Origin of the sequence: Moraxella sp. CTOTU46934 (assembly GCF_031979465.1) — a bacterium.
In the GTDB taxonomy this organism is placed as follows: Bacteria; Pseudomonadota; Gammaproteobacteria; order Pseudomonadales; family Moraxellaceae; genus Faucicola; species Faucicola tetraodonis.
Map to the genome: position 1 here is coordinate 56,852 of NZ_DALZEG010000002.1, position 25,673 is coordinate 82,524.

The window sequence follows — 25,673 nt, forward strand, 5'->3', positions numbered from 1 at the left end:
GCTAGAACCAATGCGTTGACTTTTAACCGATAAGTTTCTTAAGGTTTTCAAAGTTAACGCATTGGTTCTTTTAGTTTTGGTCTTTTTTATTTTAGTCTGTTGTGATGTGATTCACAGTGTGTTTGATACCCTGTGCTTGATAAGCACGGCTTTTGATAATTTGCCTTCCCCTAGTTTTCTCAAATTTTCTAACAATCATCACCTGCATCATCCATTTGCCTTATTTGGGTAATTTTTTAGTTGATAAAACCAACAAAAATCTCTATAATACGCTGTCCTAAAAATAGCTTATTAGCGGTTTTTAGAGATTTTTTGACAACAAACGGGAGAGAGTGCCTTATGGCAACTACAAATCAATTAATTCGTAAAGGTCGCAATACCATTACTGAAAAATCAAAAGTGCCAGCTTTAAAAGCTTGCCCACAACGCCGTGGCGTGTGTACCCGTGTATACACTACCACACCAAAAAAACCAAACTCAGCGATGCGTAAAGTATGCCGTGTGCGTTTGACGTCAGGTTTTGAAGTATCAAGCTACATCGGTGGTGAAGGTCACAACCTACAAGAGCACAGTGTTGTACTTATCCGTGGTGGTCGTGTAAAAGACTTACCAGGTGTTCGTTACCATACCGTTCGTGGCGCACTTGACTGTGCAGGCGTGAAAGATCGTAAACAAGGCCGCTCAAAATACGGCGCAAAACGTCCTAAAGCATAATTTTAGCCGTTTTTTACCCCATTTTTTAACATTGTTTGCATAGTTGATTATAGTTTTACAATACTATGCAGTAAGGCTGGTGAAAAGCAACCGCTTAGCTACCAGACTACCCTGAATACACAAGGAAATTATCATGCCTAGACGTCGTGTCATCGCTGCCCGTGAAATCCTACCAGATCCTAAATTTGGTAGCAAAACACTTGCTAAATTCATCAACCATGTAATGGTTGACGGTAAAAAATCAGTTGCAGAATCAATCGTATACGGTGCATTAGACCGTGTTGTAGAAAAAAACTCGGGCGTTGATCCTGTCCAGTTTTTTGAAGATACGTTAGAAAGAGTTCGCCCAATGGTGGAAGTGAAAGCTCGCCGTGTGGGTGGTGCTACCTACCAAGTTCCTATGGAAGTACGTCCCTCCCGTCGTACTGCATTAGCAATGCGTTGGTTAGTTGATGCGGCTGCAAAACGTTCTGAAAAATCTATGGCTTTACGTTTAGCAGGTGAATTGCTAGACGCAGCTGATGGCAAAGGTAATGCACTGAAAAAACGTGACGAAGTTCACCGTATGGCTGACGCAAACAAAGCGTTCTCACACTATCGTTTCTAATTGATACTGATTGCTATCACCTAGGTAGCAATTAGCTTATAATAAAATAGATGATATTGGGTGACTTGAAGTTTGCAAATTCAGCCCAATATTGCATATTGAAAAAGAAGCTTGTCATGCGTTTGTCATGGCAAGCTCTTATCATACAGCACTTATGTCAAGAGTAAGGCTTTCTTTTATCTAGTTGGTTGTCGATCTTTCAATCAAACGTTAAAACTAATTATTATTCATTTTAAGACATAACTGTTTATTGATAATGGAATAATTTTAATCTTTAGTCCTTAGGAATTAACTATGGCACGTACAACACCCTTGAATCGCTACCGTAATATCGGTATCTCTGCACATATTGATGCGGGTAAAACGACAACAACTGAACGTATTTTGTTTTATACAGGTAAAAACCATAAGCTAGGTGAAGTGCATGAAGGTGCTGCAACCATGGACTGGATGGAACAAGAGCAAGAGCGTGGTATTACTATTACCTCAGCGGCAACGACTTGTTTCTGGTCTGGTATGGGTCATCAATTCCCAGAGCATCGCATTAACATCATTGACACCCCCGGTCACGTTGACTTCACCATTGAAGTAGAACGTTCAATGCGTGTACTTGACGGTGCATGTATGGTTTACTGTGCGGTTGGTGGTGTACAGCCTCAGTCAGAAACAGTATGGCGTCAAGCAAACAAATATAAAGTACCGCGTCTTGCGTTCGTGAACAAAATGGACCGCACAGGGGCAAACTTCTTCCGCGTTGTTGACCAAGTAAAACAACGTCTTGGGGGTAACCCAGTACCTGTAGTTGTGCCAATCGGTGCAGAAGATACCTTTGAAGGGGTTGTTGACCTTCTAGAGATGAAAGCCATCATTTGGGATGTCGCTTCTCAAGGTATGAAATTTGAGTACGCAGAAATTCCTGCCGACTTAGTTGATACCGTCGATGAATGGCGCAGCAACATGGTTGAGGCAGCGGCTGAATCTTCAGAAGAGTTGATGGATAAATATCTAGAAGAAGGTGATTTATCACGTGAAGATATCGTAGCAGGTTTACGTGCACGTACCTTAGCGGGCGAAATTCAACCAATGCTTTGTGGTACGGCGTTTAAAAACAAAGGCGTACAACGTATGCTTGACGCGGTTATCGAATTCTTACCAGCACCAAATGACGTTGATGCGATCAAAGGTGTGTTAGATGACAAAGCTGAAACTGAAGCGACTCGTGAATCATCGGATGATGCACCATTTGCGGGTCTTGCGTTCAAAATCATGAATGACAAATACGTAGGTAACTTAACCTTCGTCCGTGTATATTCAGGTGTTGCTAAACAAGGTGACTCTGTTTATAACCCAGTGAAAATGAAACGTGAGCGTATTGGTCGTATCGTTGAGATGCACGCTAACTCACAAAAAGAAGTGGATGAAGTTCGCGCAGGTGACATCGTTGCATTTGTGGGTCTAAAAGATGTAACAACGGGTGATACCCTATGTGACGAAAACAATATTATTACCCTTGAGCGCATGGAGTTCCCAGATCCTGTTATTTCATTGGCAGTTGAACCAAAAACCAAAGCTGACCAAGAAAAAATGTCAATCGCGCTTAATCGTTTGGCAAAAGAAGACCCGTCATTCCGTGTTCACACCGATGAAGAATCTGGTCAGACTATCATCAGCGGTATGGGTGAGCTTCACTTAGAAATTCTTGTTGACCGTATGAAACGTGAGTTTAGCGTTGAAGCCAACGTGGGTGCACCACAAGTCGCTTACCGTGAAACGATTCGTAACACCGTTGAGCAAGAAGGCAAATTCGTACGCCAAACTGGTGGTCGTGGTAAATTCGGTCATGTATGGTTACGTCTTGAGCCACTTGACACAGCTGATGGCAAAGAATATGAATTTGCTGAAGAAGTTGTTGGTGGCGTGGTACCAAAAGAGTACTTTGGTGCGGTAGACAAAGGTATTCAAGAACGTATGAAAAATGGTGTTCTTGCAGGTTACCCAGTCGTTGGTATTAAAGCGACACTGTATGATGGTTCGTACCATGACGTTGACTCAGATGAGCTGTCGTTCAAAATGGCAGGTTCTATGGCCTTCCGTAAAGGCTTTATGAATGCAAACCCTGTTCTACTTGAGCCAGTTATGAAAGTAGAAGTTGAGACACCGGAAGACTACATGGGTGATATCATGGGTGACTTAAACCGTCGCCGCGGTATGGTGCAAGGTATGGATGACATGTTTGGCGGCGTTAAACAAATCCGTGCTGAAGTGCCACTAGCCGAGATGTTTGGTTATGCAACCCAATTACGTTCAATGTCTCAAGGTCGTGCAACCTACTCAATGGAGTTTGCAAAATACGCTGAGACACCACGTAACGTTGCTGATGAAATCATCAAAAAATTCACTCATAAAGATGATGACGAATAAATTTGATGGGTAATTTGATTGTTAAAACCACTCAAATTCTTCTATCCTATTCGACACTGAAAAAAATTATAAGTTAGCTAATTTGACCTGTTAAATTTAATGGGTCAAATTTTCATAACCTATAAGCGTTGATAATAAAGTAAATGACCTAATAGCATTAGGTTAATATTAACAAAAGAGGATTAAATTATGGCAAAGGCCAAGTTTGAACGTACTAAACCACACGTTAACGTAGGCACCATTGGACACGTTGACCATGGTAAAACAACCCTAACAGCTGCGATTGCGACCGTAGCAGCAAAACACAACGGTGGTGAAGCCAAAGACTACGCGTCAATTGACTCAGCCCCTGAAGAAAAAGCCCGTGGTATCACCATCAACACCTCACACATTGAATATGACACCCAAGCACGTCACTACGCACACGTAGACTGTCCTGGCCATGCTGACTATGTTAAAAACATGATCACCGGTGCAGCACAGATGGACGGCGCTATCCTAGTCGTATCAGCCACTGACGGCCCAATGCCACAAACCCGTGAACACATCCTACTATCACGCCAAGTAGGTGTACCATACATCATGGTATTCATGAACAAATGTGACATGGTTGATGACGAAGAACTACTAGAACTCGTCGAAATGGAAGTACGTGAACTACTATCAAGCTACGACTTCCCTGGTGATGACACCCCAATCATCAAAGGTTCTGCCCTAGAAGCCCTAAACGGCGGCGAAGGCAAATACGGTGAACCAGCCGTACTAGAACTACTTGACACCCTAGACAGCTACATCCCAGAACCAGAACGTGCGATTGACAAACCATTCTTGATGCCAATCGAAGACGTATTCTCAATCTCTGGTCGTGGTACAGTCGTAACAGGTCGTGTAGAATCAGGCGTCATCAAAGTTGGTGAAGAAATTGAAATCGTTGGTATCAAACCAACCGCAAAAACCACCTGTACTGGCGTTGAAATGTTCCGTAAACTGTTAGACGAAGGTCGTGCAGGCGAGAACTGTGGTGTACTACTACGTGGTACCAAACGTGAAGACGTACAACGTGGTCAAGTATTGGCTAAACCAGGTTCAATCAAACCACACACCAAATTTGACGCAGAAGTATATGTACTATCAAAAGAAGAAGGTGGTCGTCACACCCCATTCTTAAATGGTTACCGTCCACAATTCTACTTCCGTACTACCGACGTAACTGGCGCAATCCAATTACCAGAAGGTACAGAGATGGTAATGCCTGGCGATAACGTTGAAATGAACGTAGAGCTAATCCACCCAATCGCAATGGACCAAGGCTTACGCTTTGCAATCCGTGAAGGTGGCCGTACTGTAGGTGCGGGTGTTGTTGCTAAAGTTAACGACTAATCGTTAGCAAGCATACAAAAGAGTCACTTCGGTGGCTCTTTTTTTATGCTTAAGCTTTTGTTAACCGGTTAATTTGCCACTAAAATTTACTATTGGTTCAGGTGGTTTTAGGCAATAAAAAAGCCAAGCGCTAAGCTTGGCTAAATGATATACCGCTAAATACTAGTGTAGACCGCTGATATAGTCAGATAATACTTTAATATCATTATCTGATAATTTTGATGCCACGATTTGCATCATGCCTTTATCGCCTTTTTTAGCTGCATCATTCATGCGCGTTTGTGATGGGTCGGTTACATCGTCTTCACGACCTGCCGCACGGAACAGTTTTAATTGGGTTGCGATATAAGCTGAATGCTGACCGCCAATACGTGGGAAAGCGGCTAAATCATTACCATTGGCTTTACCACCGTGACAGCCTGCACAAGGAATCACACCGCGTGTGCTATTACCACCATAATACAATTTTTGCGCTGTTGCTGCGTAAGCAGGATTAGCATAACCTACCCCCCAACGAGGTTGGCTTGCATAATAACCTGCCACATTCGCCATGTCTTGGTCATTTAATTTTGCCACTTGCGCTGACATGATAGGGTTGACACGTGCGCCTGATTTGAATTCGGTTAGCTGTTTATAGAGATACTTAACGTTTTGTCCGCCAAGGTTAGGCTGTGCAGGAACACTACTAACACCATTGACGCCATGACAAGCACCACAAACTGATTCAGCAATAACCTTACCTTTGGCTATGTCATATTTTGGTACGGTAACAGCTGCAGAACCGCTTACGCTGGCAATTAAAAGGCTTGCGGCAGTGAGTATTTTTTTCATCGGTAACAATTCCTACTAAAGCGTGTTGGTTATGACTCACAATGAGCTAGCGACAAAGGCATTACTTACAATATCAAAGCAACACCCAGTTATCATCATACATATTTATTGCTTTAACACTGGTTAATGTATCTACTAAGTTACAATATTATAGCAAGACAACCATGCGCTTGTCTGCAAAATTTGTAGGCTACCCTACTAATGAACGCTAATCATATGGCTAATACGACATTTAAGTTAGCTTAATGATTTTAAAACACCGAGGGTTTTGTCGATTACAGTGATGGTTATGATTAAAACCATAATCGAATAATTGATATGGCTGATTATTATGCCATAACTCGATAATCATGTAAAAGTCATTTGCAGGTTGGCAAGCGGGTTTCACTACAAAAAATATCTCACAAAACAGCGGTAGCAAGTGCTCAAAATTTTGGGTTATGGGTATTTGCTGATACAATAGCGCTTTAACATTAAGATTATGTGCTGATGATGGATTCTACTAACACACCCGCGCCAACTGCGATTACTGACGATAGTGATGCAGCAAAACGCTGGTTGCATCAAACCCAATTTATGCTGTCTGCCCCTACTTTCAAACTGTGTCCTGCCGATACGGGTCGCGAAGTTGCTTTTGCTGGCCGCTCAAATGCTGGTAAGTCCTCTTGCATTAATGCCTTGACCCAGCAGCGCCAGTTAGCCCGTTCCTCCAAAACCCCAGGTCGCACCCAAATGATTAACTTTTTTAATATGGGCAATTTGGATCAGCGGTTGGTGGATTTGCCGGGGTATGGCTATGCCGCCGTGCCCGAGGCGATGAAAAAAGAATGGCAGTCAGAGCTGGAAAAATACCTAATTTCGCGTAAAAGCCTCGCCGGTTTAGTGCTGCTCACAGACATTCGCCATCCACTAAAATTCTTTGATGAGCAAATGCTACACTGGGCAAAAGACGGTGAGCTTGAGGTTCATGTGCTATTAACCAAAGCCGATAAGCTCAAATACGGCGCTGCCAAAAACACGCTGCAGCAAACCCGCAATCAGCTTAATAAATTAAAATTGCCGTTTAGTATTCAATTATTTTCTGCCCAAGATAGAATTGGGCTCGAAGAACTGTCATTAAAACTTGGCAATTGGTTGGCGCTACCCGAGGAGGATGAGCCAACGGATAATGAACCTACGTTAGCCGTCTAATGGTTAAGATGGTTTAAACTGATTGGCGTCTTGTACTTGGTTGATTTGCTGATTCAGCAGTGCTAGCAAAGATTGGTTACTAGGTAGCTGCTTTGCTAACGATTTGGCTTGGGTGAGTGATGTCACCGCGTCTTTTAGCTCATTGCGCCATAACTCGCCATACGCGCGATAGCGTAATGTATTGATGCGATGAATCAGCTGCTCATCGCCGCTACCATGTTTTGCCAGTAGTTGGCTGGCTTGCTGCAATCGATCCCACAGCATGACGTCGCGGGGATTTTGCTTGGATAAGGGTTGAAGCAGCGCTAATACTTTTTGACCACTTTCTGCCGTAGGTCGATATTTTAAATAAATGTCACTCAGATAACGTGGCACATCTGTGCGCTCAGGATACACAGCGGCGAGTTGTTGCAATTTAGCGATTGCCACATCGACATTGCCTTGCTGCGCCGCTAACTGACTAAATGTCACGACTGCTAGCGGATTGGCGAGTGTGTTGATGTCCTTGTCAAAATCCTGCATTAAGCTTTGTGCCGCTTTGGGTTGTCCGTTATCGATATAATAATTAATCAGCGCAAGCTTGGCAGCTTTACTGGTTTTTGCCCCTTGTTCTAAATCGGCTTTGTTGACTAGATAGCCATAGTAGCGAGCACGCCACTGGATTTGTTCAAACAGTTGCGCGCGCTGCTGTTGAATAGATTGATAACGGTTTGACGCCATATTAGCCTGACTATCACGCTTGTAAGTTGCGACTCGCGCTCTTGCTTCACTGATTCTATCTGCGGTGAGCGGATGGCTTAAAATAAAACTGGGAATCAAGGTGTTACTTTTGACAGGGTTTTGTTGGTCTAGGGTGGCAAAGAAACTGGGCATGGCATTGACATCATAGCCCGCTTGGTTCATGATTTGCATGCCAATACGGTCAGCTTCTCGCTCTTGACCACGGCTATAGGAAGCAGCAGCATTGGCCGACATCGCCTGAGAGCCTAGCATGACAGCGGCAGCGGCATCACCATCCCCGACTTTAGATGCTGCGACGCCCGCCAAAAGACCGCCTGCCTGCATCAGTAGCTGTTTGGTTTTTTCATCATTGCGATGTTGATAATGGCGCTGGCTGACATGGGCAATTTCATGCGCGATGACGCTCACTATTTCATCCAGACTTTTGGCTTTATCCAACAAACCGACATTGATGCCGATAAGTCCAGAGGGTACTGCAAAGGCATTGATTTGCTTGTCATTGATAATCACCAGCCCCATGGGTGCGTTGAGACCTGCCACCGCATTGATTTGCCACACAATTTGTTCAAGCGATTGCTGCAACCAAGGGTCTTTTATCAGCGCTGCATTGCCGTTGATTTGTCGAAGCGCCCACTCACCGACTTGGCGATTTTGCTCGGTATCGATGAGCGCTTGCCCATTGTCCATAGCGGCTAATTGGCTATTGACCTTGGTAGGCTCAGCACTTGTAATCATGACTGGATTAAAAGCAGGCGCACTTTGATAGGAGAAGTTATCGACAGCAAGCACGCCCGTTGATAGGGTACTTAATACAGCCACTACGGGCGTTTTTCTAAATAAATAACCAGCAGATAAATAACCAGTAAGTGGATTGATGGGCATGCGCGACCTTTGACAGCGAATTAGCTTAGAATGATGTTTAAAAAATGATATTTAAAAAAAGGTAAATGCTAAATAATACTGCTCAATATACAAATTTCAGCAGCTTTAAAAAGCCAAATTTTGTAATGATATCTTGCTACAATCTACCGACTACTAAGGGCAGCATAAAGGTTAGATTTTCAAAAATATAATGCTAACTTTGATTTATCTCAATCGTCTACACTTGTAATTTAGCCTATAATAACCATCTAACACACTTTGAATTTTCAAGTAGCGATTTTATTACCATGACGGATTCTTCTCAGATTACGCTAAATCCTGCCTTACTATCGGATGACGACTTTTGCCAAGATTGGGGGTTGTTTCACTCAGACGAATATAACAATCTCAACATCAATGCTCAAATTGAGCATTATGTGGATGGCAAAGGACTCGCCTGCCCGATGCCTCTGCTTAAATTGAAAATGGCACTAAAAAAGACTGCGTTAGGTCATGCGGTGTATGTAACCGCAACCGATCCTAACAGCAAGCGTGACATCGCAGCTTTTTGTCAGCATGCCGGATATACCCTGGTGCAACAGACATCAATCACACCGTCTGAAAATACAACAGACACAATCTTTCACTCGATCATAACCAAAAGTTGCTAAACGCCTCTTACAAAAAAGCTAGCTTTAAGGCATACTAAATAACAGAAATTAAAGGACAATTGACAGGCTATTTCATGGCTACAAAGACCAAAACAACGACAATAAAAAAGACTGCCAACGCAAAAAAATCGACCAAGCTTGATGCTAAGCTGGGTGACGACCCACACGCTGCCTTTGATGACATCGACGATGACGAACGCGATGAATTTGACGAGCCAGACTTTGATAGCTTAGGCGACGACGATATCGACCTTGCACAGCTCCCCGATAGTTATGATGACTATGATGAATTAGTGGACGAGGCTGATGACGACTATGACGATGAGTTTGCTGAAAAACCACGAAAAACTGTATCGCGATCCCGTCAAAAGAAAGCCATGACCAATGCGCTTGTTCCTACCATGCCGACTGCCTTATCTGCCCCTGGGGTAAATTTAGGCGCGTATATCAACGCGGTTCATCAAATTCCTATTTTGACAGCAGAACAAGAACAGGAGCTTGCGCATCGCTATACTGACGAAGGGGATGTAGAAGCAGCACGGCTGCTGGTTATGTCGCATCTGCGATTTGTGATTCACATTGCGCGCAGCTACTCTGGCTATGGCTTGCCACAAGGTGACTTGATTCAAGAAGGCAATGTCGGTTTGATGAAAGCAGTGAAACGTTTTGACCCAAACAAAGGTGTGCGTTTGGTGTCTTTTGCCGTGCATTGGATCAAAGCTGAAATCCATGAGTTTGTGATTCGCAATTGGCGTATTGTCAAAGTCGCGACCACCAAAGCGCACCGCAAGCTGTTTTTTAACTTGCGCTCACTGAAAAAAACCAACAACCAGTTAACGCTCGAAGAAGCCGAAGCGATTGCCAAAGACTTAAATGTTACCGTCAAACAAGTGCTAGAGATGGAAAGCCGTCTTACTTCGTATGATGCATCGTTTGAAGCACAAAGTGATGATGAAGACGAAGGTCGCTATGCACCGCAGTATTTTTTGGAAGATGCGGCTGACCCTGCCGATATGGTAGAAGATGCTGATTGGGAAGAAAATAACAATTCAGCCTTGATGGAAGCGATGGAAGACTTAGACGATCGCTCGCGGGATATCGTACAGCAGCGCTGGCTCAATGAGCAAAAAGCGACCTTGCACGAGTTGGCGGCAGAGTACAATATCTCCGCAGAAAGGGTACGTCAAATTGAAAAAAATGCCATGGATAAAATCAAAGAAGCCATGTTAGCCAATACCCATTTGCAGTTGGATTAACTGTCATGAATTGGCTAAGTATTGGCGCGATAAATATGGCAGTGGCGGTCGCCTGTGGGGCGTTTGCCGCACATGGGCTTAAACCGCGTTTATCAGCCGAGCAGATGGCTTGGTGGCAGACGGGTACGCAGTACTTTTTTTATCACGCGCTTGGGTTGTTGATTGTTGGTATGTTATTGCGTATAAACCTCACCTCCCCTACTATCGCGTGGGTGATGCAGCTGGGTATTGTGCTTTTTACAGGTTCGCTGTACTTGATGGCTTTGGGTATGCCGCGCTGGTTAGGCGCCATTACCCCGATTGGCGGCACGCTGTTTATTATTGCATGGGTTTGGCTTGCGATCAGTGTTGCTAAGCACACTTCATCAGTTTAACCCTATTTAACCATGACAGGAAGCGTAACAAAACAGGAAGCGAAATAATGCCACAAGTGACTTTAAATGGTGACGTCAAACAAACGTTACATCAAAATCTCTTACAACTATTGGATGAAATGGGACAAACCCAAGGTCGTTTTGCTGTTGAAATTAACGGTGAATTGATTCCAAAAAGCCAATTGGCAAATGTTACCTTGCAAGATGGTATGAACATTGAAGTGGTGCAAGCGGTGGGTGGTGGCTAATCATATCATCGTAAAGAAAGCGGGTAACTTACCCGCTTTTTTATTTTTGCATTACACTAATTTTTGGTCATGGCTAATAAACGATTGGCGGTTAGCCCATGTGAGAACACCGACATTGCAATCATTACCACACAAATCACCCAAATTTTTAGCGCTTCATCACTGGTAAATACGCCTTTATTCATCGCATAGGCGATATAATACAAGGTACCAATCCCGCGAATGCCTAGTCCTGCCGTTACCCAGCGTTCATTGCGACTCATCCCCAGTTTACCTAGACTAAAATAACCCACAATGGGACGTATCAAAAATATAAACGCCAAACATACCACATACACTTGCCAGCTAAGAGTAACATCACTCGCTAACGCCTGACCCACGAGCAGTCCCAAGAATACCATCACGAGCGACATCAGCAAACCTTCAATTTGCTCAGCAAAATCATGCAAGCCTTCATGATATTCATGTTCACATTCTGAACGCCGAAAAGTTAAGGCCGCCACAAATACTGCAATAAAACCATAACCATGCACAAACTCTGTAATGCTATAAGCTAGTAACATCAAGGCTAACACCATATAACTCTGCTCGACTTTATCGGGATATGCCTTGGTAAATAGCCAGTTTGCCAAAAACTTACCGACACAGTAACCCGCCACCACCCCTGCAATGATTCGCCATAACACATCATAGCCCAACCAATGCAGCCAATCCTCTGCACCAAAACCCTGATTGAGTGAGGCAGCCGTAGCAATGGCTATCGCTAAATACACGAACGGAAATGCCAGTCCATCATTGAGACCCGCCTCAGAGGTGAGGGTAAATCGGGTCACATCTTCCTGTCGTTCGGAGTTGGGTGGACCGACTTGGATGCTTGCCGCTAATACAGGGTCGGTTGGCGCTAGCACCGCACCGAGCAAAATAGCCGCCGCCATACTGAGTCCAAAAATGTAATGCCCCATCAATGCCATCGCGGCGATACCCACTGGCATCACAATCACCAACAGCCTTAAGGTCGGTTGCCAAGTTTTCCAATTGAGCGGAGTATCGAGCTTGATACCACAACCAACCAATGAAATCAGCACCACCACTTCTGTAACTTTTTCTATAGGAACGCCATAATTAAGCGGATTAATTCTAGGCAGCCCCATAAAAAAATACCCTAGCAGTGCGCCAAAGGTAATTTGTATCATAGGCAGGGATATCGAAAGCTTGCGCGGTAGCACAGGAAAGAATGCCCCGATTAAAAACGCCAACCCTAAAAAAAGTAAAATCAAATTATAGTGTTCAAGCATACCCGTGTACCAAGATAAGTTGCTAAAAGATCCATGTTACTGCGTAAAAGGTTTATCCCTTATGAATCCATTATGCAAAAAGGTAGGCATGCCATCAACCATTGCTGTTTAGCAAAATACCAAGAGATTTGTTAACAGTTCGAGCGTTGAGTTAAATTTGAAAATTCAGTTAAATTTAAAAGCTGAGTTATATTTGAAAATTTAGTTATATTTGACGGCTTAGTTAAATTTGAGAATTCAGCTAGAAAAGATTTTGACTGACCCTCTAATCACAACATTGCGGTCAAAACCGCACTTTACGCTGCGTAGAAGAACCGATGTTCATACCTTCTCGGTATTTGGTCACGGTACGACGGGCAATATCAATACCTTTACCTTGCAAATGCTTCATAATACTACTATCAGATAGCGGTTTTTTGGGGTCTTCTGACTCAATCATTTGCTTGATCATCGCACTGATAGCGGTTGAAGAAACGCCCTCACCTTCATCACTACTGACTTGACTGGAAAAGAAATATTTTAGGCTAAATAGCCCTTTGGGGGTAACGATGGTTTTGCTGGTAGTGATACGAGAAACGGTTGACTCATGCAAGCCCACTTCATCTGCCACATCTTTGAGTACCATCGGCTGCATTGCCATGACGCCTTGCTCAAAAAAAGCCTGCTGACGCTTGACGATACAGGTTGCAACTTTTAGTAGATTTTGATTACGCTCTTCGATACTACGGATAAACAGCCGCGCATCATACAGCTGCTCTTTTAGATAAACGCCTTGCTCGCTGTTGTCATTGCGGCTGACAAGCTTGGCATACACTTGGTTAATACGCAGTTTTGGCAAAGTCTCTGGGTTTAGGCTGACTTCCCAATGCTGTCCTCGCTGCACCACAATAACATCAGGAATGTCGTAGCTTTCAATGCCATTATCAAGCTGGCGCTGTGATTTTTCATAAGACAGTGCAGGATTGGGGTTTAATGTGCGCAATAAGGCGAGCGCAGGCTGAATCTCAGAGACGTCAAGATTGGATGATTTAAGCAGGGCATTGATGTTATTGTTGGCAAAAAATTCTGAATGCATCAAAATTTGCTTGGCTGCTTGCCAAGAGGGGGTATCACTCGGCAATTTGTTGAGCTGAATCAGCAAGCATTCTGCCAAATTTCTCGCACCAACGCCCAGTGGCTCGCAGTTTTGTATTTGCTTAACCACAAGCTCAATGTCTTCTAGCGCCAAGTCCACGTTTTCAACTTGATAAAATGACAACATGGTATCAAAACTTTGAAATAGCTCATCATTCGATAGCGTGATAAAACCGCGCTCATCCATGCTATCAATCAGATACTCCGCCATCAGCATATCAATGGTGGAGAGCCGTCTTAAATTCAGTTGCCAACGGACATAATCTTGAATATTTCCTTGCGTAGCAAGCTTATAATCATCCTGACTGTCTTCGCTATCAATGCCCGTGGCTGCCGAAGATTCATAGCTATAAATATCATCCCACTGTGCATCCACCGGCATGTCGACTTGCTGGCTGCTAAGATGCTCGCTACTATCTATCCCGTCTAAGCCATATTCCTCATCATAGCGATAATCGCTGTCTGCATCACTGTCCCTATGCTTGTCATCATAACTGTCGCTGTAACTATCACTTGGGCTATGACTGGCATACTCATGCACTGCCGAGGGTTCACTGTGCTCGGGATAATCTTGGCTAGCAGAAGCAGCATAAAAATCATCCGATGCTAGATAATCTTCCAACACCTCAGTTTCATGACGGGTATAATCATCAAAATCAGCTTCAGACAACTCGACACCTTCTACTTTATAGTCATCTTCGTCATAGTCATAGTCATAGTCGTCATTTGTATCGTGTTCTGGATAGTTTTCGCCATCAGGTAGGTTATCAGCGTCTTCATAAGACGTCTCCCACTCTTCTTCACGCTCAAGCATGGGGTTGCTATCGAGTTTAAGCTGCACTTCTTGTTCAAGTTCAAGACTCGATAATTGCAGCAAGCGAATTGCCTGCTGCATTTGCGGGGTGAGTGTCATCCCCGTCGTTAGCTTTGCCCCAATACCAATTTTCATAACGCGTTTTTTTAAGCCTTATTCTAGTGAGGTTAGTTTAGATGGTGTGTCTATGGTGTGTCTATGGTGTGTTCATGCTCTGCTAGGTTGCTAGTTTAGTATTGTTTCAACAAGATATGCTAGTATTTTTTGACATTCAGCCGTATATTAATTATCTGTACTTAGCTTAACTGTGATTAGCTTAACTTTACTTAGCTGCAGCACCCACAAACTCCCTAAATTTTTTGCTTACGAAATCACACCATGACAAAACTGACAAAATTTGCGATTGTTGAACTCAATAGCCAGACCGATATCTTAGCAAATCTTCAATCTATTGAATTAGGTATTAAAATTGCCAGTGAACGCGGCACGTGCATGGTGATTTTGCCAGAAAACGCTTTTTGTTTTGGCAAACAGGGTTTTGCCAGTCAATATTTTGATGCCTTGAAAGCTTGGTCGGCACAGGCTGCCCGCCACTATGGTGTGTATCTACTGGCAGGAACCTTGCCCTGCCCGTATCGACCTGACGGTACGCCTGTCGCTGACGGCAAACTTCGGCAAAGCTCACTATTATTTGACCCTGCTGGCGACTGCTTAGCGCGCTATGACAAAATTCATTTGTTCAAAGCCACCGTCAATGATAGCACAGGCAACTATGATGAAGGTAGAACCTTCGAAGCCGGTAATGAGCTCATTGTGGCGGATACCGAGTTTGGCAAAATTGGCATGATGGTATGTTTTGATATTCGTTTCCCCACCCTTGCGGTCAAACTACGCGAACTAGGCGCAGATATACTCACCGCGCCTTCGGCGTTTACTTACCAAACAGGTAAAGCACATTGGCACGCCCTACTCACCGCAAGGGCGCTCGATAGCCAGTGCATGGTCATTGGCGCAGGTCAGACGGGTGACCATGTGGTCAATCCCTCAGCGCCTAGCAACGTTCGCAGCACTTGGGGGCATAGTGAATTTATCAGCAGTCATGGTGAGAGCGTTTTGACACAAACAATCGATGCAGTAACCCGAGATTTTGATATCACTAACAATCTGGATGATCTACCTTTATCCGCCAAAGCAGCAAGCTGGCTGCCTAAGTCAGATGGTCGCCCAGAGCTTGACCAAACTGCTGAGCAAAATACTAATAAAACAACCCTATTACAGCAAGCCCCGACCGTGATTTTGGCCGACTTTGATGCGGATGCGCAGCAAATAATTCGGCAGAATATTGCGTTGCTCGAATGTCAAAAATTGACTATCATAGCAAATAATACCTAACGACCCTTAAGCGAAAAATGGATAATCCACTTTTTGAATATTTAAAGAATAGCCCAATTTTTAGTCGTCTTGATCCTTATATGTTTCAAGTGGTCGAAAACTCATTGCATTTTAGACAGTTGAGTCCGCAAGAAGTATTATTTACGGAAGGCGAGCATGGCGATTTTATGGCGTTTTTGCTGATTGGGGAGCTATCAGTCATTAAATACAGCCCTTCAGGGGCAGAAATTAAAGTCGGGGAGATTCGGGCGGGCGAAAGTACCGGTGAAATGGCGCTGTTAGATTTGCTATCTCGCTCCGCCACCATTAAAGCCGCCAGCCTGTGTGCGCTTGTCACCTTGTCACGAGCCGACTTTGAGCGAATTTTATCAGATTATCCTCGTATCGGTGTTGAGATGCTGCGTGGATTAGCGATTATCTTGAGTCTTAATCTTCGCCGTACTTCTGAGCATTTGACGCACGCGGTTAATGTTTAATATGGTTAAGGTTAATGTGGTTAAGGTCGCTAAGCTTAAGGTGGCTAGGTTTAATATTTTTTTCAGGCTTAAGTTGCTGTTTAACCTGCCTGTTATCGTCGTGAGCTATCGCCGTGAGCGTGGATGCGCTTTGTCATACACTTGCGATAAATGCCCAAAATCCAAATGGGTATAAATCTGTGTGGTACTGATATCACTGTGTCCTAGCAGTTCTTGAACGCCACGCAAATCACCACTATCACTTAAAATATGTGACGCAAAACAGTGTCTAAGTAGATGTGGGTATAAATCTTGTGCGATACCGGCACGTTTGGCCTGTAGCTTGATACGCAGCTGCACGGTGCGTGTTGAGATACGCGTCCCATAACGCTCACTGACAAATACCGCAGGGTCTTGCTCTTCCACCCATAGCGAGCGATGCGGCAAATAGTTGATGAGTGCCTGCCAGGCTTTTTCGCCAATCGGTACGATGCGCGTTTTTCCGCCTTTACCCAGTACTCGCAACAGCCGCTGTGATTTGTCGATATCAGACATATTAAGTCCCACGAGCTCGCCGACTCGTAAACCACTGCCATATAGTAATTCTAGCATGGCTTTATCGCGCATCCATAACCGCGCTTCATGGCTATCTTCTGGCGCAGCTTGGTCTAATAACTGGGATAATACATCGATATCAAGTAACGTGGGCAAGGGTCTCGGGGCGCGTTTAAGACGTATGGTTGTGGTGGGATTTAGTGTCATCAGCTGCTGAGCAATCAACCATTTATAAAGTTGACGCAACACGGTCAGTTCATATTGACTACTGGATTTGGATATTTTATCGACATCCAATCGTTGAATTAGGAAATCTGACAACTGCTGACGGGTGATGTGACAAAGCGCGGTATGTTGCTCATAGCAATATGCCAAAAAAGGCTGTAGCGCTTGGCGGTAGCTTTTGATAGTTGCTGCGCTATAACGCTTACTGCTTAGCTCAGCAAGCCAGCGATCTACCAAAGCTTGGTCATTGGTATTGAGCACAGTTTCTGCCTCATGCGGCGTTAAGTGGGTAGGCAAATCATCGTTTGCTGATTTGCCTACACGGCTGCGCTTTTTCCCTTGACTATTTTTGCCTTGACTTAGGCTACGGCTAGTTGGCATAGTGTCGGTTAGCGAGGTTGGGTGCTATTCATGGTAAGGATGTCCCTCGTCTGAGCGATGTTCCTCACTTGATTGTGCCGGCGCAAATTTCAGCCCCGCACCTGCCATCAAACCCTCAGGACTAAACACCCCTTCGTATACAAAGGTCGCAGGACCGGTCATATACACAGGATAGCCTTCTTGCCAACGAATCACCAAACTGCCCCCATACAACTGGGCTCGAATATCCACGCCTTCATCTAGCCAGCCTTCACGCACCCCTGTGGCAACGGCAGCACACGCGCCCGTACCACAAGCTTGCGTTTCGCCGACACCGCGCTCATAGACGCGTAGCCTGATATGGCGATTATTCATCACCTGCATAAACCCGACATTGACGCGCTCCGGAAATGCAGGGTGGCTCTCAATGGCTTTACCGAGTTTTTCCACCTCGGCGGTCAACACATCATCCACTTTGATGACGGCATGGGGATTGCCCATATTGGCGACATAGAGTGTCACAGGCGTACCATCCACATTGAGCCGATATGAGTTTTGAACTTTAGTAATGGTTTTGGGGGTAAAAGGAATCTCATCAGGCTCAAATTTTGGTTTACCCATATCCACTTTTACCCAGCCATAATCATCGGTGCTAAGGGTGATAATACCGCTGGCGGTTTCTACTCGAATACGTTGTTTAAATGACAATTTACGCGCCTGCACAAAGCGGGCAAAACATCTAGCGCCATTGCCGCATTGCTGCACTTCACTGCCATCTTTGTTAAAAATACGATAGCGAAAATCGACATCAGGGCGGCTTGGCGGCTCAACAATCAGCAACTGGTCAAAGCCAATGCCTAAGTGTCTATCCCCTAACAACGCTACCAACTCTTTGGTCAAGTGAAGCCGCTGTGTGACTAGGTCAATGACCATAAAGTCATTCCCCAGTCCATGCATTTTGGTAAATTCAATTAACATTGTTATTCCTTAAAATTATTTTGATTTATGCACGCTATCTTATCATGATAGCTGATTTTTTATAAGGTAATTGGGGAACAAAAAAACCTTAGCAAGTCAAGCAAATTTGGGCTTGGCTGCTAAGGTTTTGGCTTCAGTTGCTAAGGTTTTGGTTTCAGTTGCTAAGGTTTTGGGCTCAGAGGAATAAATAAGGCTTAGCGTTGCCAGCAAACCTGACAGGATAGATTTAATCTATTAATTTTTCATTTTGCCAAAGACTCTCAACCGTTTCACGCTCGCGAATGACATGGGCGTGACCATCTTTGACTAAAACTTCACAAGCACGGGGGCGGCTATTGTAATTGCTCGACATCACAAACCCATACGCCCCTGCGCCTGTGATGGCTAGAATATCATTGTCAGCCAATGCCAACACACGGTTTTTTGCCAAAAAATCGCCAGTCTCACAAATCGCCCCGACCATATCCCATACTTTGGGTTCAACGGGTGAGTTCAACTGTGTGGGGATGACCGCCATCTCTGACTGATAAAGTGCCGGACGAATCAAATCATTCATCGCGGCATCGACAATGGCAAAATTTTTGTGTTCGGTAGGTTTTAAAATATCCACGCGGGTCAATAATACACCTGCATTGGCAACGATACTACGACCTGGCTCTAAATAGAGGGTTAAGCCTAAAGTTTTCAGTTTTGGTAACAGTAACTGCGCAAATTGTTGAATACTTGCAACGTCTTCGTCAATATACTGCACACCCAAGCCACCGCCCAAATCAATATGCTCAAGCGCAATACCTTGCTTGGCAAGTGCGTGAATCATCTCAATGACTTTATCCAATGCATCCATAAAAGGCTGAACTCGGGTCAACTGCGAGCCAATATGGCAATCAATACCGACAACTTTTAGGTGCGGTAAGTCATGGGCAATTTGGTAGATACGGGGCGCATCTTCATGGGTAATGCCGAATTTATTTTCTTTGAGCCCTGTAGAGATATACGGATGGGTTTGCGCGTCGACGTTGGGATTGACGCGTAGCGAAATTGGCGCTTGCTGCTGTAGTTTGCCTGCCACTGCATTGATGCGGTACAGCTCAGCTTCTGACTCGACATTAAAGCAAGCAATCCCTACTTCAAGGGCAGTGCCGATATCGTCGACGGTTTTGCCAAGTCCTGAAAATACGATTTTTTTGGGGTCACCGCCCGCAGCCAAAACCCGCGCAAGCTCGCCCCCTGTAACAATATCAAACCCTGCCCCTGCTTTGGCAAGTTCGTTTAATACCGCAAGGTTACTATTGGCTTTTACCGCATAACAAATCTGATGGTCAATCTCAGCAAAACTATCATCATAAGCTTTATAGGCTGCCAAAATCGCCTGCTGACTATACACATAGGTCGGTGTACCGAAGGTCTTTGCGATATCTGCAAGACTGACGCCATCCATCATCAAGGCAGTGCCATCATAACTCAGACAGTTGCTTGACTTGACGTGTTCGGTCGGGTCGATTGCTAAGCTTGGGGCTGCATCATTAGTAATCATTTTTATCTCCAACCGATGGCACAGATGGCACAGATGGCGTAGTCGCTGAGTGAGGCGCTGATTGCGGCGCTGATGTTGCGTTATTGTCGATCATGACGTTGGGGTCTTGGGTGTTGACATCAACTTTGGTATCAGAGGCATTGGCAGTGGTGCTAGTGGGTTTGGCGGCAGCATCGACTACTTGTTGGCTATGGTTGCTCGGTAGGTACAATGCCCCTTTTTGCCCACATCCTGTCAGCACATGGGTTGCCAACATCACCGTCAGCACGGTCATTGTTGGGGATAGTTTTGAAATTTGCATGAATGCCCTTAATTTTAAGAATAAAATAAGTGTAAAAATAAAATTTGCGATGGGGTTATTGTAGCTGTTTTTGCGTTTTATAAGCAATTATCTCACCTTACTAAAGATGAGCATTAAATGGATGATTTTTGTTAATTTTTCATTTTGTTGACACCCTCATTGTTGTGGTATGCTTTTTTGCTATAGTGATGACAACAAAAATTTGGCAAAAAATTACCACAATACATTTTTTTTAATCTACAATAAATTACTTAAGACAAGGATAGCTTAAAATTTAATCCAGTTAGGAAGGGGCTTGTTGCAAGGAATGCACAAGATCTTGTCTAAAGGAACAGCCATGCAAAATCCGATCTTAGTACTTAATTGTGGGTCTTCGTCAATCAAATACGCGTTATTAAGCAATGACAGCAGCGAGCGCGTTGCCGGTCTTGCGGAAAACTTGGGCTTAGATACGGCACGTATCAAACACACCGACCTCAATGGGGAAAAAGTCGAAATCTCTTTGGCAGGCGCTAATCACCAATGGGCGCTGCAAAAAATATTAGGTTTATTAGCCGCTTACAAACCCGTTGCCGTGGGTCACCGTGTGGTGCATGGCGGACGTGAATTTTCTCATGCTGAAAAAGTCAACGACCATGTCTTGGCGGAAGTCAAACGGCTAAAAGTATTGGCGCCCCTGCACAACCCTGCCCATGCCTTAGGTATTGAGGCGGTGGAAAAAATCTACCCAGATTTGCCGCAAGTGGTCGTGTTTGATACCGCCTTTCACCAAACCATGCCCGCCAAAGCCTACCGCTATGCCATTCCAAAAGATTTGTACAATGAGCATTATATCCGTCGCTATGGTTTTCATGGTAGCTCGCACGCCTATGTCAGCCACCGCGCTGACAGCCTAGCCCCTCATCACCAAGCCAATGGTTGGATTACCGTGCATTTGGGCAATGGTTGCTCGTTAACCGCCGTGTATGATGGCAAAAGTTTGGACACCAGCATGGGTCTGACCCCGCTTGAAGGTGTGGTCATGGGTACGCGCAGTGGTGATGTCGACCCAAGTTTGCATATTCATTTACACCGTATTTTGGGCTATAGCCTTGACCAAATTGATACGATTTTAAATAAACAAAGCGGGTTGCTCGGCATTTCAGGTATCTCAAGCGACATGCGCACGGTCGAGCAAGCCGCCAACGAAGGCAACGAAGATGCCAAACTTGCCATCGAAATTTTCTGTTATAAGGCAGCCCGTTATATCGCCTCTCTCAGCTGTGCATTACCGACCTTCACTGGCTTGGTATTTACCGGCGGTATCGGTGAAAACAGCGCCTCAATTCGCCAAAAAATCTTACAGAACTTGCCGCATTTTGGCATCAAAGCGAACCTTGACAAAAATGCCGAGCTCTCTCGTGGCGTAGAAGGCAGTTTCCACCAAGCCGACAGCCAACTGCAATTGTGGGTGATTCCGACCGATGAAGAATACCAAATCGCCAAAGAAACCAAAGAAGTCTTAGGTTTATAAACCCTCTCACCCTGATGCCTCATCAGGGTTTTTAGTTTGAATAAAATAACAAATAGGAACTATCATGCAAACTATTTTATTTGTGCCTACCAGTAGCGGCATTGGCTTGACCTCAGCTTGTTTGGGTTTTATCCGTGCACTCGATTATATCGGGCTAAAAGCAGGATTTTTAAAACCCTTTAGCCAAAATACCACCGCCAATCATGAGAGTGATGACAGCTCAAGCGTGCTTGCAAAACATGCCTTTAACTTAAACCCGCCACCCTCCATTGATCGTAGCCGCTTAGAGCGTGTGATTGGGGATGGTCAGTTAGATGATTTGATGGAAGAAGTGGTTGCCAAACACCAAGCATTGGCTGAGCAATATGACGTTATCGTCTGTGAAGGTCTGGCTGCCGACAATGATTCAAGTTATGCGGAATTGGTGAATTTAGCCATCGTCAACGCGCTAGATGCCAAAGTCATCTTGGTCAGTAGTGGCGATATTGCAAACCCTGATAGTTTGGTAGACAAGCTAGATATTTTTGCCCGTGATTTTGGCGGTATGGCAAGCGAGCGTACGCTAGGCACGATTTTGATGCGCGTCAAAAACGTGGACAACCACTATGACGAAGCACCCGTCGCCCCTGGTAAAGCCAAAGTTGATTTGGCAGCTGAGCAGTTACAGGCGATTAAATCCCACTCCCCTTATTTTGACTCTGATAAATTTCGCTTGATTGGGGTAGTACCTTTTAGCAATACCTTAAGTGTACCCCGTACCTGGGATGTGGCTCGTGAACTTGATGCCAAATGGCTCAATGAAGGTGACGCCAAAAACCGCCGTGTGCTCAATACCTTACTGGTTGCGCGTACCGTTGCCAATATTGAAGATTCTTTCACCCGTGGCAACTTACTGGTGACGGCAGGCGACCGTGATGATTTAATTTTGGCAACTGCGCTTAGCACCATGAATGGTGTGCCGCTAGCAGGTCTTATTCTGACAGGCGGTATCGTGCCGAACCAAAAAATTATCAATCTGTGTCGCCCCGCGCTAAAAACGGGGATTCCTGTGATGCTGGTTGACACTGACAGCTTTGATACCGTTACCAAACTTAACCACATCAGCCATGAAATCCCCGCCGACGATACCACTCGCGCTTGTGAAGTCACCGATTTTGTCGCCGCGCATTTGGATTTGGACTGGATCAAAACCACTTTTAGTCAAGGCAACAACAACCGCAAACTCTCCCCTTCGGCTTTTCGTCATACCTTGGTCAAAAAAGCCCAAACTGCCAAAAAAACCATCGTACTGCCTGAAGGCACTGAGCCCCGTACCGTTGAAGCGGCGGTCATCTGTCAAAATCGTGGTATTGCCCATTGTATCTTACTTGCCAAACGCAGTGAGGTCGAAGAGGTTGCCAAGAACTTGGGGCTCACCCTACCTGAAGGCCTGCAGATTCTTGACCCAGAGAATTTGATTGACAAGTACGTCAAACCCATGGTTGAGCGCCGTAAAGGCAAACTCGATGAACTACAAGCCCATGAACAGCTCAAAGACACTGTCGTGCTGGGTACGATGATGCTGCACTTGGGTGAAGTCGATGGTCTGGTATCTGGCGCTGTACATACCACCGCCAATACCGTCCGCCCGGCGTTTCAGTTAATTAAGACAGCGCCGCAGTACTCGCTGGTATCGTCGATTTTCTTTATGCTACTGCCTGAGCAAGTCGTGGTGTATGGTGACTGTGCCATCAACCCAGACCCTACCGCAGAGCAGCTGGCTGAAATCGCCTTACAATCCGCCCAATCCGCCAAAGCGTTTGGTATCGAACCCAAAGTTGCCATGATTAGTTACTCGACAGGGTCATCAGGTGAAGGCGCAGACGTGGATAAAGTGCGTCAAGCCACCGAAATCGCCAAAGCTAAAGCGGCTGAGATGGGCATGGCTGGTTTACTCATTGACGGTCCGTTACAATATGACGCAGCCAGTGTCGCAAGCGTGGCAAAGTCCAAAGCGCCAAACTCGCTGGTGGCAGGTCAAGCCAATGTGTTTATCTTCCCAGATTTGAACACTGGCAATACCACCTATAAAGCGGTGCAGCGCTCTGCCAACGTGGTGAGCGTCGGTCCTATGCTCCAAGGTCTCAACAAGCCTGTGAATGACTTGTCGCGTGGCGCCTTAGTTGAAGATATTGTCTATACCATTGCGCTCACAGCCGTTCAAGCCGATAGCGGTGAGTTTTAAGCGTTTATATTTAAAAAAAGGTGAGTTTGACACTCACCTTTTTGTTGTCTATCGCCATTGCCTGTCACACAGGATATCAGCTTAAATGCAATGCAAGGCTACTGTTCCACCACTAAGTTAGTGCGCCACAATCTGTTATGCCCAAAAATTGCTTTATGGTAAAATTCCGCACAAAGTGATTTTTGTGCGCAATTTACCAACCAATAAACCGCCAAACTAGCCGTAAGATGCGTCAATGATGATGAAGGATGTTAGTTTTCTTTACCCTAAACTTGTGTTGGGCGTGTGGTTATGACAATGCCTCGCTGTATTCGTGTGTGGTTGGGTGGCTCATTTGATCCGGTACATTTGGCGCATTTACAGATGATTACGCATGTGTACCATGAGCTCATGCGCGCCTTCCCCAATGTTGATATCATCGCCAAATTATTGCCTACCGCAGGTTCGCCCTTAAAAACCCAGCCAACCTCCAACCAGCAGCGCCTTGAGATGCTTGCGCTTGCGATTGACGATTTTCCTTTTTTATCGATTGATGAGACTGAGCTGCAGTGTCAGCCACCTGTGTATAGCTTTCATACCTTGAGTGAGTTTAAACAGCGTTACCCCAATGACCTACTGATTTTTGTCCTTGGGCAAGACAGTGTTGAACAACTTGATAGGTGGTATCGCGGCTTTGAGCTACTTTCGCTGACCAATCTATGGGTGCTACCCCGTCCTGCGTTGGGTGCCCCTAGCGACAATTTAAGCCACAATTTAAATAAAAATTTGAACCAAAATGCTTTAGCGAATACGGATAAACCCCCTAGTATAAATATTGATAATCGGCTAGTGCCTTTTATCATTCATTCGCCAAAAGACTTGATAAATCAAACCACTAACCATATTTATATTGATAAGTTTGTCGTGCCTGATATCGCCAGTCGTGATATCAGAGCTTGGCTATACAGCGTAGAAGCTCGGCAACGACAGCAAGCGCGGCTAAGTTTACCGAGTCAAGTTTATCGGTATATTGTTGAGCATCAGTTATATGCCCCAGACGTTTAGCCTGATATTGATTTACATTTTTTGATAACCTGTGCGTTAGATTTTTGTTAAAATAGCGCACTTTTTTTAGGATTGTCATGATCCTATTTTAAGCTACCCTTATAACCCAATCATTATGACCCAATCCATGGAACCCACGCATTTATGACCGATACCCAATTTGCTAGTTTAGTCAATCAACACCCTGCCCACCAACAGTTAACAACCTGCCTTGACATCGTTCAAGATGCCTTGGATGATTTAAAAGCCAAAAACATTACCGTACTCGATGTTGCTGATATGACTGAAGTCATGGAGCGTATCGTGATTGCCGAAGGGACATCTACCCGCCACCTTAAAGCGGTTGCCGACCATGTCGCGATGAAAGCGAAGCAAGCAGGATTTAATCCGATTGGTGTGGAAGGTCAAGGCACCAGTGATTGGACCTTGATTGATTTGGGCGCTGTGGTGGTGCATGTGATGATGCCACAAGCACGCACGTTTTATGACCTAGAAGGCTTATGGCAAGGTCAATCGCAGCGCGAGCGTATGGAAAAAACGGCGTAGTGTAGTCT

23 protein-coding genes are annotated in these 25,673 nt (G+C 44.9%); 15 read left to right on the forward strand and 8 right to left on the reverse strand.

Going from position 1 to position 25,673, the window contains the following annotated elements; translation table 11 throughout:
- Positions 1-339 precede the first annotated feature (339 nt).
- From rpsL to tuf, 4 genes are all read left to right on the forward strand, one after another.
- On the forward strand, positions 340-714 hold the full coding sequence (rpsL, locus tag RTN07_RS02810) for a 30S ribosomal protein S12 (RefSeq protein WP_007116468.1): 375 nt from the start codon (positions 340-342) through the stop codon (positions 712-714).
- A 133-nt stretch (positions 715-847) separates the two neighbouring features.
- A complete protein-coding gene (gene rpsG, locus RTN07_RS02815) occupies positions 848-1,321 on the forward strand; it encodes a 30S ribosomal protein S7 (RefSeq protein ID WP_007116467.1) in 474 nt (157 codons plus the stop codon).
- A gap of 294 nt (positions 1,322-1,615) precedes the next feature.
- A complete protein-coding gene (gene fusA / locus RTN07_RS02820) occupies positions 1,616-3,742 on the forward strand; it encodes an elongation factor G (RefSeq protein WP_036590979.1) in 2,127 nt (708 codons plus the stop codon).
- A 189-nt stretch (positions 3,743-3,931) separates the two neighbouring features.
- A complete protein-coding gene (gene tuf / locus RTN07_RS02825) occupies positions 3,932-5,122 on the forward strand; it encodes an elongation factor Tu (protein WP_007117403.1) in 1,191 nt (396 codons plus the stop codon).
- A gap of 162 nt (positions 5,123-5,284) precedes the next feature.
- On the opposite strand, the gene RTN07_RS02830 is transcribed toward tuf, so the two are convergent.
- On the reverse strand, positions 5,285-5,953 hold the full coding sequence (locus RTN07_RS02830; RefSeq protein ID WP_312175553.1) for a c-type cytochrome: 669 nt from the start codon (positions 5,951-5,953) through the stop codon (positions 5,285-5,287).
- A gap of 489 nt (positions 5,954-6,442) precedes the next feature.
- Here RTN07_RS02830 and yihA point away from each other — a divergent pair, with 489 nt between their 5' ends.
- On the forward strand, positions 6,443-7,144 hold the full coding sequence (yihA, locus tag RTN07_RS02835) for a ribosome biogenesis GTP-binding protein YihA/YsxC (protein WP_312175555.1): 702 nt from the start codon (positions 6,443-6,445) through the stop codon (positions 7,142-7,144).
- Positions 7,145-7,147: 3 nt separating this feature from the next.
- On the opposite strand, the gene RTN07_RS02840 is transcribed toward yihA, so the two are convergent.
- The gene (locus RTN07_RS02840; protein WP_312175558.1) at positions 7,148-8,767 is read right to left on the reverse strand and encodes a M48 family metalloprotease; all 1,620 of its coding nucleotides are present in this window, start codon (positions 8,765-8,767) and stop codon (positions 7,148-7,150) included.
- 287 nt (positions 8,768-9,054) lie between these two features.
- On the opposite strand from RTN07_RS02840, the gene RTN07_RS02845 reads away from it, so the two are divergent.
- From RTN07_RS02845 to thiS, 4 genes are all read left to right on the forward strand, one after another.
- The gene (locus tag RTN07_RS02845; RefSeq protein ID WP_312175560.1) at positions 9,055-9,417 is read left to right on the forward strand and encodes a sulfurtransferase TusA family protein; all 363 of its coding nucleotides are present in this window, start codon (positions 9,055-9,057) and stop codon (positions 9,415-9,417) included.
- 74 nt (positions 9,418-9,491) lie between these two features.
- Complete coding sequence (rpoH, locus tag RTN07_RS02850) at positions 9,492-10,673, forward strand: RNA polymerase sigma factor RpoH (RefSeq protein WP_312175562.1); 1,182 nt, start codon at positions 9,492-9,494, stop codon at positions 10,671-10,673.
- A gap of 5 nt (positions 10,674-10,678) precedes the next feature.
- Entirely contained in the window at positions 10,679-11,047 is a 369-nt protein-coding gene (locus RTN07_RS02855; RefSeq protein WP_312175564.1) for a DUF423 domain-containing protein, read from the forward strand.
- A gap of 47 nt (positions 11,048-11,094) precedes the next feature.
- Positions 11,095-11,295, forward strand: coding sequence for a sulfur carrier protein ThiS (gene thiS, locus RTN07_RS02860; RefSeq protein ID WP_060995472.1), 201 nt, complete (start codon positions 11,095-11,097; stop codon positions 11,293-11,295).
- A gap of 56 nt (positions 11,296-11,351) precedes the next feature.
- Here the strand turns inward: thiS and RTN07_RS02865 are convergent, their stop codons facing one another.
- Together RTN07_RS02865 and RTN07_RS02870 are read right to left on the reverse strand one after the other, a co-directional pair.
- Positions 11,352-12,590 carry a cation:proton antiporter gene (locus RTN07_RS02865; RefSeq protein WP_312175566.1) on the reverse strand — a complete coding sequence of 413 codons (1,239 nt, stop codon included), beginning with the start codon at positions 12,588-12,590 and terminating at the stop codon, positions 11,352-11,354.
- A 283-nt stretch (positions 12,591-12,873) separates the two neighbouring features.
- Positions 12,874-14,673, reverse strand: a complete 1,800-nt coding sequence (locus tag RTN07_RS02870; protein WP_312175568.1) for an RNA polymerase factor sigma-54 — start codon at positions 14,671-14,673, stop codon at positions 12,874-12,876.
- Between the two features lie 243 nt (positions 14,674-14,916).
- Here RTN07_RS02870 and RTN07_RS02875 point away from each other — a divergent pair, with 243 nt between their 5' ends.
- Both RTN07_RS02875 and RTN07_RS02880 read left to right on the forward strand, forming a co-directional pair.
- A complete protein-coding gene (locus RTN07_RS02875) occupies positions 14,917-15,930 on the forward strand; it encodes a nitrilase-related carbon-nitrogen hydrolase (protein WP_312175571.1) in 1,014 nt (337 codons plus the stop codon).
- 17 nt (positions 15,931-15,947) lie between these two features.
- A complete protein-coding gene (locus RTN07_RS02880; RefSeq protein ID WP_219299023.1) occupies positions 15,948-16,406 on the forward strand; it encodes a cyclic nucleotide-binding domain-containing protein in 459 nt (152 codons plus the stop codon).
- Positions 16,407-16,511: 105 nt separating this feature from the next.
- Here the strand turns inward: RTN07_RS02880 and RTN07_RS02885 are convergent, their stop codons facing one another.
- The 4 genes from RTN07_RS02885 to lptM all read right to left on the reverse strand — a co-directional run bounded on the left by RTN07_RS02885 (position 16,512) and on the right by lptM (position 20,338).
- Positions 16,512-17,546 carry a tyrosine recombinase XerC gene (locus tag RTN07_RS02885; protein WP_312175576.1) on the reverse strand — a complete coding sequence of 345 codons (1,035 nt, stop codon included), beginning with the start codon at positions 17,544-17,546 and terminating at the stop codon, positions 16,512-16,514.
- 24 nt (positions 17,547-17,570) lie between these two features.
- Positions 17,571-18,503, reverse strand: a complete 933-nt coding sequence (dapF, locus tag RTN07_RS02890; protein ID WP_096489232.1) for a diaminopimelate epimerase — start codon at positions 18,501-18,503, stop codon at positions 17,571-17,573.
- A gap of 226 nt (positions 18,504-18,729) precedes the next feature.
- On the reverse strand, positions 18,730-20,037 hold the full coding sequence (lysA, locus tag RTN07_RS02895; protein ID WP_409455533.1) for a diaminopimelate decarboxylase: 1,308 nt from the start codon (positions 20,035-20,037) through the stop codon (positions 18,730-18,732).
- Positions 20,027-20,338, reverse strand: a complete 312-nt coding sequence (gene lptM, locus RTN07_RS02900) for an LPS translocon maturation chaperone LptM (protein ID WP_312175580.1) — start codon at positions 20,336-20,338, stop codon at positions 20,027-20,029. The genes lysA and lptM overlap by 11 nt, the downstream gene beginning before the upstream one ends.
- Positions 20,339-20,675: 337 nt before the next feature.
- Between lptM and RTN07_RS02905 the strand changes: the two genes are divergently transcribed.
- The 4 genes from RTN07_RS02905 to rsfS all read left to right on the forward strand — a co-directional run bounded on the left by RTN07_RS02905 (position 20,676) and on the right by rsfS (position 25,665).
- A complete protein-coding gene (locus RTN07_RS02905; RefSeq protein WP_076773988.1) occupies positions 20,676-21,851 on the forward strand; it encodes an acetate/propionate family kinase in 1,176 nt (391 codons plus the stop codon).
- A gap of 64 nt (positions 21,852-21,915) precedes the next feature.
- The gene (pta, locus tag RTN07_RS02910) at positions 21,916-24,075 is read left to right on the forward strand and encodes a phosphate acetyltransferase (RefSeq protein ID WP_312175582.1); all 2,160 of its coding nucleotides are present in this window, start codon (positions 21,916-21,918) and stop codon (positions 24,073-24,075) included.
- Positions 24,076-24,366: 291 nt separating this feature from the next.
- Positions 24,367-25,119, forward strand: coding sequence for a nicotinate (nicotinamide) nucleotide adenylyltransferase (nadD, locus tag RTN07_RS02915; protein WP_312175584.1), 753 nt, complete (start codon positions 24,367-24,369; stop codon positions 25,117-25,119).
- A gap of 144 nt (positions 25,120-25,263) precedes the next feature.
- Complete coding sequence (rsfS, locus tag RTN07_RS02920; protein ID WP_050324756.1) at positions 25,264-25,665, forward strand: ribosome silencing factor; 402 nt, start codon at positions 25,264-25,266, stop codon at positions 25,663-25,665.
- The last annotated feature ends 8 nt before the right edge of the window (positions 25,666-25,673 follow it).